The organism is Streptomyces sp. NPDC037203 (assembly GCF_055605065.1).
In genome coordinates this window covers 690,839-705,733 of sequence record NZ_JBVJUC010000003.1, presented here as the reverse complement: position 1 = coordinate 705,733, position 14,895 = coordinate 690,839, and the positions used below count along the sequence as shown (strand labels likewise).

The window sequence follows — 14,895 nt, the reverse complement described above, 5'->3', positions numbered from 1 at the left end:
TTGGGGTGCGCGTACCGTGTCTCAAGCGGATCAAACCGCTCCGGAAATCCACCAGATGAACACCTCGGTGCCGGGCACCCTCTCGGCGAAGCGACCCGCCGGCGAGACACCGCCGGAAGCCGGCCGCCGACAGGATCTCCGCCTCGCCGCCGGGGGTGCCGTGCGGCAGCACCCCGCGCCCCGCGCGGCGGACCGGCCCGAGGTGTACTCCCCGACCAGTGCGGCGATGCTCGCGCGGGGCACGGCGGGGTACGGCGACTCCCCGGCCGGGCGCCGCTCGCCCTTCAGGTCGGCGAGGTGGACCAGCGCGCCGCCGGGCCGGAGTATCGCGCCGACGGTGCGGGCCACCCGCGCGCGGTCGGTCCAGTGGAAGGACTGGGCGAAGACCACGGCGTCGAACGCGCCGAGCCCGGCCGGGAGTCCCTCGGCGCGCAGCCGTGCCCAGCGGGTGTGCCCAGCGGGTGTGCCCGCCCATCCCCGCGGCGGCGGCCCGGCGTTCGGCCACGCGGATCATCTCCGGGTCGGGATCGATGCCGAGGGCCTCGCGGAACAGGGCGGCGAGCGGGAGAGTGACGGTGCCCGGACCGCAGCCCACGTCGAGCAGCCGGCCGCGGCCGCCGGCGGGCAGCGCCCCGGCGAGCAGGGGCACCAGGCCGGGGGCGTACGGCAGCCTGCCGCGCTCGTAGTGTTCGGCGGCTCCCTCGAACAGGGTCTCGTCCCACTCCCAGGTCATGCCACAGCCTTTCCTGCGGAGGCCGTTCGCAGGGAGCGGCTCGGGCCGGGGTCGCTTCGGACGGCGGTGGACCGGGCGGGGGCGGCGGAGGCTACGGCGTTTCGGCCGACGCGCCGGCGAACGCGGTCCGGGACCGGTGCCGGGCCTCGGCGATCACCCGCGCGCCGCGGTCCGGGGCGGTGTCGAGGCGGGCCAGGACGGCCGGGGTGGCGATGGCGGGCAGCAGGTGTCCGAAAAGCACCGACATCCGCTCATTCAGATCGGCCCACCCGGCGACGGCCCGCGAGACGACCTGGACCCCGGTCCACGCCCCGAAGAAGACCTGCGCGGTCTCCTCCGGCACCACCTGCGGCAGCACCTCGTCCCTGGCCCGGGCCTCCGCCAGCGAGGACGACGCCCGTTCGATCCAGACCGGCCAGGCGCTGCCGAAGACGTCGCGCCCCTGGAGGTCGGCCGAGAGCCGGACCGCGGCGAGCAGCAAGGGCTCCCGCGGCAGGCGCTCGGCCAGGGTCATCCCCGCGTCCACGAATTCCTGGAGCTTGAGTTCCCGCGGGACGTGGTACTCGGCCGTCCTCTGCTCCTCCAGCACGCCCCGCGCCAGGGCCGCCTTGGAGTCGAAGTGGAAATAGAGCGCGCCCTTGGTGACACCTGCCCGCTCGAGTATCTCGGCGATGGTCGCCGCGGTGTAGCCACGCTCGGCGAACACCTCGGCGGCGGCCCGCAGTACGACACGCCGGGTCCGCACAGCTCGCTCCTGCCGAGCCATGGACCCTCCTCCAACTGAACGTTCAACCAATCAGCCCGTACCTTACCCGACGCCCTCGCGGCCACCGGTTCCGCACGGTCGTCGTGGAGACCGGGCTGTCGTGCGAGGCGAAAGGGGCGGGTCCGGGGTTCAATCCGGGGAGAGACCGCGTTACTTCGCCGCATCAGGAGGACGCCATGCGCGTCGCGATCACCGGGTCCCATGGGCTCATCGGTTCCGCCCTCGTCCGTTCGCTGTCGCGGGACGGGCATCAGGTCGTCAGGCTCGTCCGGGAGGGGGCGGGACGCCGGCCGGGGGACGGCGGCGAGACGGTGACGTGGGATCCGGCCGGGGGCGGGGTGCGGCTGCCGGAGGTGGACGCGGTGGTGCACCTGGCGGGGGCCGGAGTCGGGGACCGGCGGTGGAGCGCGTCGTACAAGCGGGAGATCCTGGAGAGCCGGGTGCGGGGGACCCGGGCGATCGCGCGGGCGTGCGCCGGGGCGGAGGTGCCGCCGCGGGTACTGGTGTCGGCGTCCGCGACCGGCTACTACGGGGACACCGGCGAGCGGATCGTGGACGAGAGCGCACCGGCCGGGGACGACTTCCTGGCGACCGTCTGCACCGCGTGGGAGGCGGCGGCCGACCCGGCTCGGGAAGCGGGGATCCGGGTGGTGCATCCGCGGACCGGGCTGGTGGTCGCGGGCGAGGGCGGGGCGTTCGGGAGGTTGCTGCCGCTGTTCCGGCTGGGGCTGGGCGGGCGGATCGGGTCCGGCGCGCAGTACTGGCCGTTCATCTCGCTGGCCGACCACATCGCGGCGCTGCGGTTCGCCCTCGACGCCGGGGCGCTGTCGGGGCCGGTCAACTTCACGGCTCCCGAGCCGCTGCCGGAACGCGAGATCACGCGGGTGATGGCGCGCGTCCTGCACCGCCCGGCCGTGCTCCCCGCCCCCGCCGCCGCACTCCGCGCCGCGCTCGGGGAGTTCGCGACGACCCTCATGTACAGCACCCGCGCCGTCCCGGCGGCGCTGACGCAGGCGGGCTTCGTCTTCGCCCATCCCACCTTCGAACAGGCGCTGCGGTCCGTGCTCTGAGCCGCCATCACACCGACGGGCGGTGCGCCGCTCACGGAGAGCCGCGCACCGCCCGCACCGTTCACCTCAGCCGGTCACCTTCAGTGGCGGCCACCTCCGTGGCGCGGGTGGCCGGGGGCGCGGTGCCGGTTCCAGGAGACCTGGTCGACGAGGCGGCCGCGGTCGTTGCGCAGCTTGGCGGTGTCCGACTTGTCCCACACCTGGGAGCGTCGGTCCTGGTAGAGGTCGGACCGGGTGTCGCGGCCGACGCCGGTGTGGACGCGGACCGTGGCGCGGGCGCCGAGGGAGTAGTGGTGGAAGGTGAAGGTGTGCCCGGCGGCGTCCGACAGCGTCCAGCCGTTCAGGTTCACCGCCTTGCGCGACTCGTTGCTGACGGCCACCCACTGCTGGTTCAGCGCGGTGTTGGTACGGGCGCCCCGGCCCGTGCTGTCGTACCGCACGGTGCTGATGTACACCACGCCGTGCGAGCGGCCCGCGTGGTGGCCGGCGGCTGCGGCGGGCAGCGCGGCGGCGCCGACGATCGCCGCGGCGACGGCGGTGGCGGCGGTCAGCCGCCGGACGGTCGTGACAGAGGAAACGGACACAGAGGTCCCCCTTTTGCGCATGGTGCTGTGCTGGTAGTACGGGTGACGGCCGGGTGACCGCACCTCCACACTGTGCAAGCCGCCGGAGGCATCCCGAGCGGAAAACAAAATGCATTGCCCTTCCGGTATCTTCCTTTTGCCTGGGGTATGAACGGATTGACCCTTTGTTCGGAGCACGCCTTCTGTTCGGAGGACCCCGTGTGCCGCTTGTTCGGGCTGACCAGCGCTCCCCGTCGCACCCGTGCCACCTTCTGGCTGCTGGAGGCGCCCGACAGCCTCAGCGCGCAGAGCCACCGCGAGCCGGACGGCACCGGCCTCGGGTACTACCGGGCCGACGGCACACCCGAGGTGCACAAGGCGCCGATCGCCGCCTACGCGGACCGGGCCTTCGCCGAGGAGGCGCGGGAGGTGGAATCGGCCACCTTCCTCGCACACATCCGGTACGCCTCGACGGGCGGCCTGGACGTGCGCAACACGCACCCCTTCGAGCAGCGGGGCCGGCTGTTCGCGCACAACGGGGTGATCGAGGGGCTCGATCTGCTGGACCGTCATCTGGGCGAGGACCGCGCCCTGGTGCACGGCGACACCGACTCCGAGCGGTTCTTCGCCCTCGTCACGCGGGAGACCGAGGCGCGCGGCGGTGACGTGTCCGCGGGGCTCGTGGCCGCGGCGCGCTGGGTCGCCGGGAACCTGCCGCTGTTCGCGCTGAACGTCATCCTCGTCACGGACCGCGAGCTGTGGGCCCTGCGCTATCCGGACACCCATGAGCTGTACGTGCTGGAGCGGCCCGCGGGCGGCCATCACGGGTCACGTCATCTGGACCACACCGGCCGGCACGGGCGGCTGCGGGTGCACTCGGCGGCGCTGGCCGATCTGTCGTCCGTCGTCGTGGCCAGCGAGCCCCTGGACGAGAGCCCGCACTGGCGGCTGCTGGCCCCCGGCGAGCTGCTGCACGCGGGCCGCGACCTGGGCGTCACCTCGCGTGTCGTGCTGCCCGATCCGCCGGCGCATCCGCTCACCCTCGCCGATCTGCGCCCCGACGCGGCGGCCTCGCAGCGGCCCTCCTGACGACCCCCGGCTCAGGAGTCCGAGTCCGGCTTGTCCCTGGCCTCCGCGTACGCCTCGGACGGCGTCATGGAGACCCCGTTGAGGGTGACGGTCCTGTAGGGGCTGACCTTGGCGCACGCCTTGGCCTGGTCGGCGGTGGAGGCGTGGGCGTTGGCGACCGCCGTCTTGGTGTCGGAGGTGCCGCCGGAGGAGCCGCCGGGGAAAGTGGTGCCGCTCGCCCAGTCGTCGCCGATGACCAGCGTCAGGCCGGTGCCGGTGCCCTGCTTGAGGTGCGAGCCGGACAGTCCGAGCGCCTTGGCGACGGTCTGGGCCTCGCCCTTCTGCCCGGTGCCGTAGGTGAGCGTGGTGGTCGCCGACGGGCTCGGCGCGTTGGCCGTGGTCGTACCGGAGCTGAAGCCCTGGTCGGTGAGCGCGGTGGCGATCGCGGAGGCGCGGCCGGTGACGGCGGTGCCGTTCTCGACCGTCACAGCGATCTGTGCGGCCGGCACGCTCGGCGCGGTGGCCTTCTTGGTGGCGGAGGCCGCCGCGCTCTTGCCGCCGGAACCGGTGGTCAGGGACTGGTCGTCGGCGATGGCGGCGAACAGCGCCTTGGCGCCGGGGCCCACCACCACGCGGTTGTCGTTGGCCGGGTCGGCCGCCGTCTGCATGGTCGTGAAGGTCATCCGCTTGGTGGGGACCTTGTTGACGTCGGCGGCGAGCCCGATCAGTTTCTTCACGCTGTTCAGTCCGTTGTCCACGGTGAGCGCCTTGGTCGCGGCGTCCGCGAGGTCGTAGACGGCGCCGGGGTCGGTGAGGGTGCCCGCGCTCTTGAACTTCCGGATCATCGAACTGAGGAAGATGTGCTGGGAGATGGTGCGGCCCAGGTCGCTGCCGTCGCCGAAGCCGTGCCGGGAGCGGACGAACTCCAGGGCCGCGACGCCCTTGAGGGTGTGGGTGCCCTTGGACAGCTTCAGGTGCGAGTAGGTGTCGTAGACGTTGTCGCTGACGCACACCGGGACGCCCCCGACCGCGTCGGACATCTTGACCACACCGGAGAAGTCGAGCTTGACGAAGTGGTCGATGGTGATGCCGGTGAGCTGGTGCACGGTCTGCGCCTGGCAGGCCGGACCGTACTGGAGGGCGCTGTTGATCTGGCCGTAGTAGCCCGCCGTCGACTGCCCGTTCAGCGGGTTCTTGCAGGCGGGTACCCGGGTCATGGTGTCGCGCGGGATGCTCATCACGGTGGCGTTGGAGCGGTCGGCGGATATGTGCACCACCATCTCCACGTCCGCGTTGCTGCCGGTCTGCACCCCGGTGTGCGCACAGCCGCCGCCCAGCTCGCAGTCCGCCGTGCTGGTGCGCCCGTCCGATCCCATCACCAGGACGTTGATCGGGGTGCGGCCGAACGCGTCGGGCTTCTCCGTGCCGCCCTTGCCGTCGAGGGCGAAGCTCTGGATGTTGCCGTTCAGGTGGTCGTAGAACCACCAGCCGGCACCGGCGGTGACCACGATCAGCGTCGACACGGATATCGCGGCGACCTTCAGCACGCGCTTGGCGCGCGGCACCGGGCGGGCCCTGCGGGCGCGCTTCGCGCCGCGGGAGCGGGCGGCCGCGCGGGCCGCGGCCCGGCCGCCCTGGGGGCGGCCCTCGTCGGGTGCCCCCTCGGCACGGGCGGAGTCCGGCTCGGGGTCCCGCTGGCCGGGCACCCGTCGGTCACGGCGGCGCGTGGCCTGGCCGGCCGGCCCGTCCCACGGGTCGCTCATCTCCCACTCCCCTGAACGGTAGGGCCGGGCCGTCGACGCTGCGGCCTGGCATGCGCGGTGGTGTACGAGGCGGTGACGTGCCGCCCCACCTTGATTGCGTAGTTGCGCAATCTAACAAACAAAGGTTCCGGAACGGCAGGGATGCACACGAGATTCACAGGTGAGGCACCTCATCGCACCGGCGAGCCCTGGGCGGGGTGGTACGGCAGCCGGAGTCTACGCGCCCCGCCTGTGAGCGGAGCGTACAGGCGGGCGCTCTTACCCGAGCCCGGAGCCCGGTGAGTGGAAGGGCCGGTGACGCTCAGCCGCCGATCCCGTGCAGCCGGCGACCGGGAGCGGTGGTGTGCCGGGCGCGGGCGGTCAGCTGGCCGACCATCGCGCGGACGAGGGTCACGACGTCGGGATCGTCGATGTAGTAGACCTGCCGTCTGCCCTCGCGCCGGGAGCGGACGAGTCCGGCGAGCTTCAGCTTGGCCAGATGCTGGCTGACCGCGGGCAGGGCGCCGCCCACCCGGTCGGCGAGGTGCGTGACATCGCTCTCACCCTGTGACAAGGCCCACATCAGATGGAGCCGGGCTGAGGAGGCGAGCAGTCCGAACGCGGCGGCGGCCTCGGCCAGCACCTCGGCGGGCGGATCGTCGTACCCCCCGGCGTTGTCCGTCACGATCCTCTCCCGTCCCCGCCCTCAGCACAGCCGACGCAGATGCGCGGCCCCAGTGTAGGCGTCCGGAACCGCCGGCGGTCCGGGGCCGGGTCCGGACCGCCGTGGGGCGGGGGCGCGTCGTGCGACGGGCGGCGCTGGCTGCGGGGAGCGGGTGTCAGTCCTCGTAGAAGTTGTTGACGACTTCCGGTTCGTCGTCGTCGAACGCCTCGTTCAGCAGGGCGCCGCCGATGAGACCCGCCGCGCCGGCGCCGATGAGCGCGCCGGTGCCGAACCGGCGGCCGCCGCCGTGCTCCTCGTGGTCGTGGTGGCGGTAGTCGTGCGGGCGGTCGTCGTACGGCTGGGCGTATCCCTGCTGCGGGTAGCCCTGCTGGGGATAGCCCTGGGGGTAGCCCTGCTGCGGGTAGCCCGGTGCCGCCGGCTGGGGGTAGCCCTGCTGGGGCGGGGTGTAGAAGGGCGGCACCGTGGTCTGCACCCGCTGGGCGCAGGCGCCGCACGTCTGGACGGGGCGGGGCACGCCCCACTGCGGGGACCAGGTCACGGTCGTCACACCGGGGCCGTGGTTGGGGTCGAAGAAGCAGGTCATGGGGGAACTCCCGGTGGGATGCGGGGAAACGGCGGAGACGGATGCCCCCGGCGGGGCGGCCGGGGCCGGGTGGACGGGCGGGGCCGGGGCCTGGCGAGGCGCCGGTTCGGGCGCCGCCGGAGCCTTCTGCGACACCGGCACGGGCTTCGGCTCCGGCTCCGCCGCCTCTTGCAGCACCGTCACCCCGTAGTCGCCCGCGATGCCGGCGAGGCCGGAGGCGTAACCCTGGCCGACGGCGCGGAACTTCCACTCCGCGCCGTGCCGGTACAGCTCGCCGAGGACCAGCGCCGTCTCCTGGGAGAGGGCGGCGCCGGTCACCTCGTAGCGGGCCAGTTCGGTGCCGCCGTCCTGGTCGAGGACGCGGATCCGGGCGCGCCGCACCTGTCCGAAGGTGTGGCCGCGACGCGCCGCGTCGTACAGGGAGACCGGGAAGACGATCTTCTCCACGGCGTCCGGGAGACGCGTGAGGTCGATCCGGATCCGCTGGTCGTCCTCGCCGGTGGGGCGGCCCTGGCCGTCGTGCCGGACCGAACCGTCCGGGCTGCTGGGGTTGTTGAAGAAGACGAAGTGCTCGTCGGACAGGACCCGGCCGCTCGCGTCGCACAGCAGCGCGCTGCCGTCCGGCTCGTAACCGGGGTCGGTCTGCCAGCCCAGCCCGACCGTCACGGCAGTCAGGCCGGGGGCCTGCCTGCTCAGCGACACATTGCCGCCCTTGGTCAGGGTCGTGCTCATGCATGTCCTCCACAGCCACCGCGGGAATCCGCGTCCATGATGATCAACGAGTTCCGCCCGCCGGCGGTTCCACTCGCACGCAATGATTCGGCCAAGAAGGTCACAGGTGCGCGCTGATCGCGGGCAGCAGGTCCTGGAAGGTACGCCCCGAGGCCGGTGCGCCGATGGCCTGCAACTGCCAGCCGCCGCCGGTGCGATGGAGCTTCGCCATGATCTGCGCCGTGTACGCGCCGCCGCCGCTGAGGGTGTAGCGGGCGAGTTCCGCGCCGGTCCGCTCGTCGACCAGGCGGCAGAAGGCGTCCCGGACCTCGCCGAAGGTCTGCCCGGTGAAGGAGTTGACGGTGAACACGATCTGGTCGACATGGCCGGGCACCCGTGCCAGGTCCACCAGGATGACCTCGTCGTCGCTCCCGGCGCCCGCACCGCCGACGAGGTTGTCGCCGAGGTGGCGTACGGAGCCGTCGTCGCTGGCCAGATGGCGGAAGAAGACGACGTCCGCCAGCCGGCCGCCCGCGAACAGCAGGGCGGAGGCGTCCAGGTCGATCTCACGGGCGCCGGCCAGCTTGGCCAGGAACCCCTTGCGTGCCGCGGCCCGCCAGCCCAGGCCCATCCGCACGGCGTCCAGTGCGCCGCCGTCCGCCTTGTCGAGGCTGATCCGCTGACCCTTGCTCAGGTTGACCGACACGGGTCCGCTCCCTTGCTCTCGTCGCCCTCACCGGTTCGCCGATGTGAATCTACAACACTGTAGAAGAAAGCCGGCGCAGGTCCGCTCTGTACGATGTGACGCCCCTCGGGCACGAGGGGTTGAGGCACACGGGCGGCAGGCAGGAAGGGAGCACACGGGTGGCGGAGCCGGACGCGCACCGTCGGCGCAGGGCGCAGGGGGCACTGGAGACACGGGTGCTCACGGCGCTGCACGAGGCCGGCGGCCCGGTGACCGCGGGCTGGGTGCGGGACCATCTGGCGGCGGGGCTCGCCTACACGACCGTGATGACGGTCCTGGGCCGGCTGCTGGCGAAGAACGCCGTCACCCGCAGGCGCGAGGGCCGCTCCTTCGTGTGGCTGCCGGCCGCGGACGAGGCGGGCCTGGCCGCGCTGAAGATGCGCCGGGTCCTGGACGGCGAGCAGGACCGGCACGCGGTGCTGGCGAGCTTCATCACCGCGCTGCCCGAGGGCGACGAACGGCTGCTGCGCGAACTGCTGGAATCCGGCGAAGACTGAGCGCACATGGGAATCTTCGTCTTCCTGCCCCTGGTCCTGCCGCTGACCGCGTGGCCGATCGCCCGGCTGGCCGAGCAGCGGCTGCACCCGCGCACCGCGACCGTGCTGCTGACGTCGGTGTCCACCGTGATGGCGCTGTGCAGCACGGTGTGCCTGGCCCTGCTGATGGTGGTCGGCACCGCCCAACTGCCGGGCAATCCGCTGCCCGACGGCTGGTCGGACCCGGAGGTGCGCGCGAGCGTGCCCCGGCACGAGATCGCGGGCAAGGCCGCGATCCCCGCGCTGCTCGCGGTCCTCGCCGCGTGCGCCCGCACCCTGGCCCGCCATGTACGGGTACGGCGGAGGGCCCACCGGGCGCTCGCCGGGTTACCGCGCACCGGAGTGGCCGTGCTGGCGGACCCGGCGCCGTACGCCTACGCGCTGCCCGGCGGCGGGCGGGACCGGATCGTGGTGTCCACGGGGATGCTCGGCTCGCTGGCCGCGCGGGAGCGCCGCGCGCTGTTCGCGCACGAGCGGGCCCATCTCGCCGCCCGGCACCACCGCCATCTGCTGCTGGTCCGGCTGGCCGCCCGCGCCAACCCGTTCCTGCTGCCGCTGCGCACCGCGGTGGCGTACACGGCGGAGCGGTGGGCGGACGAGGAGGCCGCGCGGGCCGTGGGCAGCCGCCGGGTGGTGGCCCGTGCGATCGGCAGGGCGGCGCTGGCCGCCACCGGGCCGGCGCCCGCCCCGACACTGCCCGCGCTCGCCGCGCCGGGGCCGCTCCCCCGCCGGGTCGCCGCCCTCCTCGGTCCCGCACCCGCCGCCCGCGCCTGGCCGTCCCTGTTCACGGCGGCGGGTCTCGCGGTGTGGACCGCGGCCGCCGGGGCCGCGCTGTCCGCGATGTTCTCGGCCAACTCCGCGCTCACCCTGGCCTTTGTGCTGCACGCCGCCACACCACTGTGAGCCGCCGGGCAGAATCGGGGCCATGACCGTCACCGCGACCACGGACCGCGCCGCCGCCCGCCGCAGCTTGGAGGGCCTGGCGCTCGGCGACGCCTTCGGCGAACGCTGGTTCCCGCTCTTTCGCGAACCCCGCCGCGCCCTGCGGGAGATCCGCGCCCGGCAGGCCCCCGAGGAATCGCCGTGGCGCTGGACCGACGACACGGCGATGGCCCTCGCCCTGCTGCGGGTGCTGGACGAACACGGCGAGATCCGCCCGCGCGAGCTGGCCCTGGCCTTCGCCCTCGGCTACGACGCCGACCCCGGCCGTGGGTACGGCCACGGCATGCACCAGTTGCTGCCGCGCCTGCTCGAAGGCCCGGACCGCTGGCGGGAGTTCACACGCGAGCTGTTCGGCGGGCAGGGCAGTCTCGGCAACGGCGCGGCGATGCGGGTGGCGCCGCTCGGCGCGTTCTTCCACGGCAGCCTGACCCGAGTCGTCGCGGAGGCGACGCGCTCCGCGGAGGTCACCCACGCCCACCCCGAGGGCATCGCCGGAGCGGTCGCCGTGGCGGTCGCGGCCGCGCTGTCCGCGCGCGGCGCGCTGACCGTCGCCGAGGTGGCCGCCCTGACCCCGGTCGGCGCGGTCCGGGACGGGCTGGCCCGTGCCGCGGGGGTGCCCTTCACGACCGAGCCCCGGCACGCCTCGGACCTGCTCGGCAGCGGGCGGCGGATCCGTGCCGACGACACGGTGCCGTTCGCCGTCTGGTGCGCCGCCCGCCATCGCGACGACCTCGTGGCCGCCCTGTGGAGCACCGCGGAGGGGTTCGGCGACGTGGACACCACGTCTGCCATCGCCGGCGGCATCGTGGCCGCGCGCACCGGGGTGGCGACCGTACCGCGCGCCTGGCTGGAGCGCCGGGAGCCGTTGCCGGGAAACTGGGCGGCATTGTCCGGGGAAAACGGGGAAGGCGGCCGGTGACGGGGGTTCGGGCAGGGACCTCCAGGGACCTTCGGACAGGGCCGGGGCAAGGATGGCGGACAGGGCGGGCACCGAGGAATCACTGGACCCGGAGGGGCTGGCGGTCGGCCGGGCGGCACACGGCGGGGCTGTCGTGGTCACGGTGGCCGGCGAGGTCGACCACCGGACGGCGGGCGCCCTGCGGCGCGCGCTGATGCCCGCGTCCGCCGAGGAGGCGCCGCGCACGGTCGCCGACCTCGCCGGGGTGGGGTTCATGGACTCCAGCGGCATCAACGTGCTCATCGCCGCCCACCAGGCCCATGAGCCGGACGGCTGGCTGCGCCTGGCCGGGGTGCGCAGGCCCGTGCAGCGCACCCTGGAGCTGGTCGGGCTCACCGACCTGATCCGCTGCTATCCGAGCGTGCGGGAGGCGCTGGACGCCTGACGGGCGCCACCGCCGGACTCGCCCTGCCGGTGCGCGCCGCTACGAGGTGGCGGTCTGGTGGAACGGGGGGACGGTGGCCTCGGCACCCTTCCTGATGGACTCGACGACCTCCTGGTGCAGGTCCCGGCTGGCGCGTTCGGAGCGGCAGGGCACCGGGCTGCCGCTGAGCGTGAACCACTCGGAGGTGCCGCTGTACTGCACCGACACATCGGCCTCGCGGCCGTCCCAGGTGGTGTGGACGGTCAGGTCGCCGGTGAGGACGCCCGCCTCGACGGTGCGCGCACCGCCCCGGCCGGTGAAGACTCCGGGGGTGGTCCAAGATGCGAAGACCATGCTCTCAGCCTCTCTTCTCCGCTCCGCGCCCCCTCGACGGGTTTGCGTGTCTACGTCCCCCTCCGCTTGTCCTCCATGGTGCGCCATCTGGACGACGTTCGGCTGGGGCCGCACGGCCCCCATACCGGGTCGGCCGCACGGCTCCCCTGCGGGGTCGTCCCGCCATCGGGCGGCACTGGTGCCCCGGCGCATCTCGTGGTGTGCTGGTGGTGGCGGGGAGAGCCGTCGAGACGCGGAGAAGCGGCCGGGAGCCGCGCACCGCGCAATCAGGATCCGCGAGAAGCGGGTGGCTTTCCCCGCCCCGTCCCCCTCCGGCTCCGCCCCCGCCGCGTTCCGGCTCGGCGATGCTCCGGTTCCGTTCGGTACCCGCGCCCGTCCGTGGGCCGAACGGCCCCCGCGCCGGGTCCGGGCGACCTGTGGCGGCGCCGGGCTGACCCGCCCACGCTGGGACCACGACCCCAGGAAGGGAGCCGGTGCGATGACCTCCGCCACCACCGTGACCACGGCACTCGACCCCGGACAGCGCGATCGGCTGATGGCGCTCGCCCGCGAGGTCTCCTTCGGGGCCGGCACCCGGCTGTTCGAGGAGGGGCGGCGCGCCGACCGCTTCTGGATCGTGCGCACCGGCTCCGTCGCCCTCGACCTGCGCGTACCCGGCCGCCGGCCCGCCGTCATCGAGACCCTCGGGCACGGCGAACTGATCGGCTGGTCCTGGCACTTCCCGCCGCACATCTGGCAGCTGGGCGCCGAGACGACGAGTCCGGTCCGGGCCTGGGAGTTCGACGCCGGCCCCGTGCTCGGCCACTGCGACGAGGACCCGGAGTTCGGGCGGGCGATCGCCCGCTGGGTCGGCCGCGTGGTCGCCCAGCGGCTGCACGCCTCCCGGATCCGGCTGCTCGACCTCTACGGGCCCTACGGCAGCGGGAGCCCCGAGTGACCGCCCGGCCGCCCGCACCGCAGACCCGCGCGACCGGGGGCCCGAGCCGGGTCGGCGACGTGATGACGCGCGCCGCGGTGGCGGTGGGGCGCACCGCCCTGTTCAAGGACATCGTGGCGCGGATGGAGCAGTGGCACGTCAGCGCCCTGCCGGTGCTGGAGGGCGACGGCCGGGTGGTCGGCGTGGTCTCCGAGGCGGACCTGCTGCCCAAGGAGGAGTTCCGGGACAGCGATCCCGACCGGATGACCCAGCGGCGCCGGCTGGGCGACCTGGCCAAGGCCGGAGGGGTGAGCGCGGAGGAGCTGATGAGCACGCCGGCGGTCACCGTGCACGCGGACGCCACGCTCGCCGAGGCGGCACGCATCATGGCGCTCAAGCGCGTCAAGCGGCTGCCGGTGGTGACGTCGGAGGGAGTGCTGGAGGGCGTGGTCAGCCGGGGCGACCTGCTCAAGGTGTTCCTGCGCGAGGACCGTGAACTGGCCGACGAGATCCGGCGGGACGTGCTGGACGTGCTGTTCCCGGCACCGGTCGAGCCGCTGCACATCGTGGTGGTCGACGGGGTCGTGACGCTGACCGGCAAGGTCACGGACGGTACGCGGATCCCGCTCGCGGTGCGCATGGTGCGGGGTGTGGAGGGCGTCGTAGGGGTGGACTGCCATCTGACGGAGGGCTGAGCGCTCCCCGTGAGCAGGTTCGTACGGTACCGGTTCGCGGGAAACCTGCTCTCTCCCGGAAAGCGCCGCCGGGCGCCGGTTCCCCGGCGGCGGTCACCCGCGACCGCCGCTGAGGTTGCCCCAGCGCGGTCCTATCTGCTTCCACTCCTCGTCCCACTCGGCCATCCTGCGCCGGATGAGCCGGCCCCGGACCAGCCGTCCCGCGCACCACACGGCCGTGCCGGCCGCCGGGCCGACGAGGACGCCGGTCAGGGCCGCCTGGAGGTCGGCCGAGGCGCCGGTGACCGGCGGGGTGACGAGGTGGTCGGCGCGGTTCGCCCAGACCGTGAAGCTGCTTCCGGCGGGGGCGCCGGGGGCGACCTTGGCCCGGTCGGTGTGCACCGAGCCGTCCGCGTCGGTCCAGCGCACCGTGGCCCACACCCGCCCGTCGTCGTAGCCGCTGCCGGAGGGCGAGGTTTCGGCGGGATCGGTGAGCACCGCCGTGACGGGGTGCACCCGCGCGAGCCGGGCGGCGTACGACGCGGCGGACGCCCGAGCCGCGAGCAGTCCCGCGAGGATCCCGCAGACGAGGACGAGCAGCCAGGTGGTCAGGACGATCCAGGCTTCGACGACATCGCTGTGCCGGCGCAGCGGATTGCGCCGCCACCGCCACAGCCGTACCGGCCTGACCGCCGTGGCAGGTGTCCGTGTCATCGTCACCGCCTCCTCTCGCGCCGGCGGCCCCTCAGCGGATACCGGCCGACTCGGCGTCCGGCAGGTCCGGGTCCAGATCCGGGTGGCGCGGCGGCCCGGCCAGCGCGCACCGCACGTCCACCACACCGGGCACGGCCCGCGCGAGGCGCGCGGCGAGCGGTACGAGCGCGGGGTCCGGGACCCGGCCGCTGAGCGTCACCACACCATCGTGCACCTCCACCCGGATCCCGGCCGCTTCAGGGCCGAAGAGACGGGTCACGACCTCGCGGCCGACCTCCCCGGCGATCTCCGGGTCGCCGCGCAGGAACACCTTCAGCAGGTCGGAACGGCTCACGATGCCCACCAGGGTGCCCTCCGGGTCCACGACCGGCAGCTGCTTGACGCGGGCGCGGGCCATGAGACGCGCGGCGTGGCCGAGGGTGGCGTCCGGGGCCACGGTGACCGGCGGGGTGGTCATCAGCTCCCGCGCGCTCGCCGCTCCGGCCTTCGCCAGGTCCGCGAGGTGGCGCGTCCTGCCGTACCGGTCGAGGTCGTGGTCCCGGTACTCCTCCTTGGGCAGCAGGTCCGCCTCGGAGACGACGCCGACCACGCGTCCGGCGTCGTCCAGCACGGGCACGGCGCCGACCCGCCACTCGCGCATGGCACGCACGATGTCCTTGAAGCCCGCGCCGGTGCGCAGGGCGAGCACCCTGCGGGTCATCACGTCGTCCACGGTGGCCGGAGTGCTGTCCATGGCTTCCTCCAGGGGCTCTGGTGCCGTGCGCACGTTCA

General features: G+C 74.0%; 18 protein-coding genes and 1 pseudogene. 8 read left to right on the top strand and 11 right to left on the bottom strand.

Features of this window, described 5'->3' with window-relative positions; genetic code table 11:
* Nucleotides 1–30 precede the first annotated feature (30 nt).
* From ACZ7EC_RS12425 to ACZ7EC_RS12415, 3 genes and pseudogenes are all read right to left on the bottom strand, one after another.
* Nucleotides 31–390 carry a hypothetical protein gene (locus ACZ7EC_RS12425; RefSeq protein ID WP_471061516.1) on the bottom strand — a complete coding sequence of 120 codons (360 nt, stop codon included), beginning with the start codon at nt 388–390 and terminating at the stop codon, nt 31–33.
* A 133-nt stretch (nt 391–523) separates the two neighbouring features.
* A pseudogene (locus ACZ7EC_RS12420) lies at nt 524–733 on the bottom strand (class I SAM-dependent methyltransferase); the annotation flags it as partial.
* A gap of 91 nt (nt 734–824) precedes the next feature.
* On the bottom strand, nt 825–1,499 hold the full coding sequence (locus tag ACZ7EC_RS12415) for a ScbR family autoregulator-binding transcription factor (RefSeq protein WP_471061513.1): 675 nt from the start codon (nt 1,497–1,499) through the stop codon (nt 825–827).
* 176 nt (nt 1,500–1,675) lie between these two features.
* Here ACZ7EC_RS12415 and ACZ7EC_RS12410 point away from each other — a divergent pair, with 176 nt between their 5' ends.
* Nucleotides 1,676–2,569 carry a TIGR01777 family oxidoreductase gene (locus tag ACZ7EC_RS12410; protein WP_471061510.1) on the top strand — a complete coding sequence of 298 codons (894 nt, stop codon included), beginning with the start codon at nt 1,676–1,678 and terminating at the stop codon, nt 2,567–2,569.
* Nucleotides 2,570–2,649: 80 nt separating this feature from the next.
* Here the strand turns inward: ACZ7EC_RS12410 and ACZ7EC_RS12405 are convergent, their stop codons facing one another.
* Entirely contained in the window at nt 2,650–3,153 is a 504-nt protein-coding gene (locus ACZ7EC_RS12405; protein ID WP_471061507.1) for a lamin tail domain-containing protein, read from the bottom strand.
* Between the two features lie 198 nt (nt 3,154–3,351).
* On the opposite strand from ACZ7EC_RS12405, the gene ACZ7EC_RS12400 reads away from it, so the two are divergent.
* Nucleotides 3,352–4,221: a class II glutamine amidotransferase gene (locus tag ACZ7EC_RS12400; RefSeq protein ID WP_471061504.1), complete on the top strand. Its 870-nt coding sequence runs from the start codon at nt 3,352–3,354 to the stop codon at nt 4,219–4,221.
* 11 nt (nt 4,222–4,232) lie between these two features.
* On the opposite strand, the gene ACZ7EC_RS12395 is transcribed toward ACZ7EC_RS12400, so the two are convergent.
* From ACZ7EC_RS12395 to ACZ7EC_RS12380, 4 genes are all read right to left on the bottom strand, one after another.
* Nucleotides 4,233–5,963, bottom strand: coding sequence for an LCP family protein (locus tag ACZ7EC_RS12395; RefSeq protein ID WP_471061501.1), 1,731 nt, complete (start codon nt 5,961–5,963; stop codon nt 4,233–4,235).
* A 301-nt stretch (nt 5,964–6,264) separates the two neighbouring features.
* Entirely contained in the window at nt 6,265–6,627 is a 363-nt protein-coding gene (locus ACZ7EC_RS12390) for an ArsR/SmtB family transcription factor (protein WP_471061498.1), read from the bottom strand.
* A 154-nt stretch (nt 6,628–6,781) separates the two neighbouring features.
* Nucleotides 6,782–7,942 carry a TerD family protein gene (locus ACZ7EC_RS12385; RefSeq protein ID WP_471061495.1) on the bottom strand — a complete coding sequence of 387 codons (1,161 nt, stop codon included), beginning with the start codon at nt 7,940–7,942 and terminating at the stop codon, nt 6,782–6,784.
* Nucleotides 7,943–8,042: 100 nt separating this feature from the next.
* Nucleotides 8,043–8,627 (bottom strand): TerD family protein, encoded by a 585-nt coding sequence (locus ACZ7EC_RS12380; protein ID WP_471061493.1) that lies wholly within the window; start codon nt 8,625–8,627, stop codon nt 8,043–8,045.
* Nucleotides 8,628–8,785: 158 nt separating this feature from the next.
* On the opposite strand from ACZ7EC_RS12380, the gene ACZ7EC_RS12375 reads away from it, so the two are divergent.
* Genes ACZ7EC_RS12375 through ACZ7EC_RS12360 form a run of 4 tightly spaced genes read left to right on the top strand, consistent with a single transcriptional unit; the run spans nt 8,786 to nt 11,487 of the window.
* Nucleotides 8,786–9,163 carry a BlaI/MecI/CopY family transcriptional regulator gene (locus tag ACZ7EC_RS12375; RefSeq protein WP_471061490.1) on the top strand — a complete coding sequence of 126 codons (378 nt, stop codon included), beginning with the start codon at nt 8,786–8,788 and terminating at the stop codon, nt 9,161–9,163.
* Between the two features lie 6 nt (nt 9,164–9,169).
* Nucleotides 9,170–10,105, top strand: coding sequence for a M56 family metallopeptidase (locus ACZ7EC_RS12370; protein WP_471061487.1), 936 nt, complete (start codon nt 9,170–9,172; stop codon nt 10,103–10,105).
* Nucleotides 10,106–10,127: 22 nt separating this feature from the next.
* Nucleotides 10,128–11,063, top strand: coding sequence for an ADP-ribosylglycohydrolase family protein (locus ACZ7EC_RS12365; RefSeq protein WP_471061485.1), 936 nt, complete (start codon nt 10,128–10,130; stop codon nt 11,061–11,063).
* Between the two features lie 52 nt (nt 11,064–11,115).
* Nucleotides 11,116–11,487: an STAS domain-containing protein gene (locus ACZ7EC_RS12360; RefSeq protein WP_471061481.1), complete on the top strand. Its 372-nt coding sequence runs from the start codon at nt 11,116–11,118 to the stop codon at nt 11,485–11,487.
* 39 nt (nt 11,488–11,526) lie between these two features.
* On the opposite strand, the gene ACZ7EC_RS12355 is transcribed toward ACZ7EC_RS12360, so the two are convergent.
* Complete coding sequence (locus ACZ7EC_RS12355; protein ID WP_471061478.1) at nt 11,527–11,820, bottom strand: hypothetical protein; 294 nt, start codon at nt 11,818–11,820, stop codon at nt 11,527–11,529.
* A 478-nt stretch (nt 11,821–12,298) separates the two neighbouring features.
* On the opposite strand from ACZ7EC_RS12355, the gene ACZ7EC_RS12350 reads away from it, so the two are divergent.
* Both ACZ7EC_RS12350 and ACZ7EC_RS12345 read left to right on the top strand, forming a co-directional pair.
* A complete protein-coding gene (locus tag ACZ7EC_RS12350) occupies nt 12,299–12,757 on the top strand; it encodes a Crp/Fnr family transcriptional regulator (RefSeq protein ID WP_471061475.1) in 459 nt (152 codons plus the stop codon).
* Between the two features lie 62 nt (nt 12,758–12,819).
* Nucleotides 12,820–13,431: a CBS domain-containing protein gene (locus ACZ7EC_RS12345; protein ID WP_471062054.1), complete on the top strand. Its 612-nt coding sequence runs from the start codon at nt 12,820–12,822 to the stop codon at nt 13,429–13,431.
* A 93-nt stretch (nt 13,432–13,524) separates the two neighbouring features.
* On the opposite strand, the gene ACZ7EC_RS12340 is transcribed toward ACZ7EC_RS12345, so the two are convergent.
* Both ACZ7EC_RS12340 and ACZ7EC_RS12335 read right to left on the bottom strand, forming a co-directional pair.
* A complete protein-coding gene (locus ACZ7EC_RS12340) occupies nt 13,525–14,124 on the bottom strand; it encodes an Rv1733c family protein (protein WP_471061472.1) in 600 nt (199 codons plus the stop codon).
* 31 nt (nt 14,125–14,155) lie between these two features.
* Nucleotides 14,156–14,857 (bottom strand): CBS domain-containing protein, encoded by a 702-nt coding sequence (locus tag ACZ7EC_RS12335; protein WP_471061469.1) that lies wholly within the window; start codon nt 14,855–14,857, stop codon nt 14,156–14,158.
* Between the last annotated feature and the right edge of the window lie 38 nt (nt 14,858–14,895).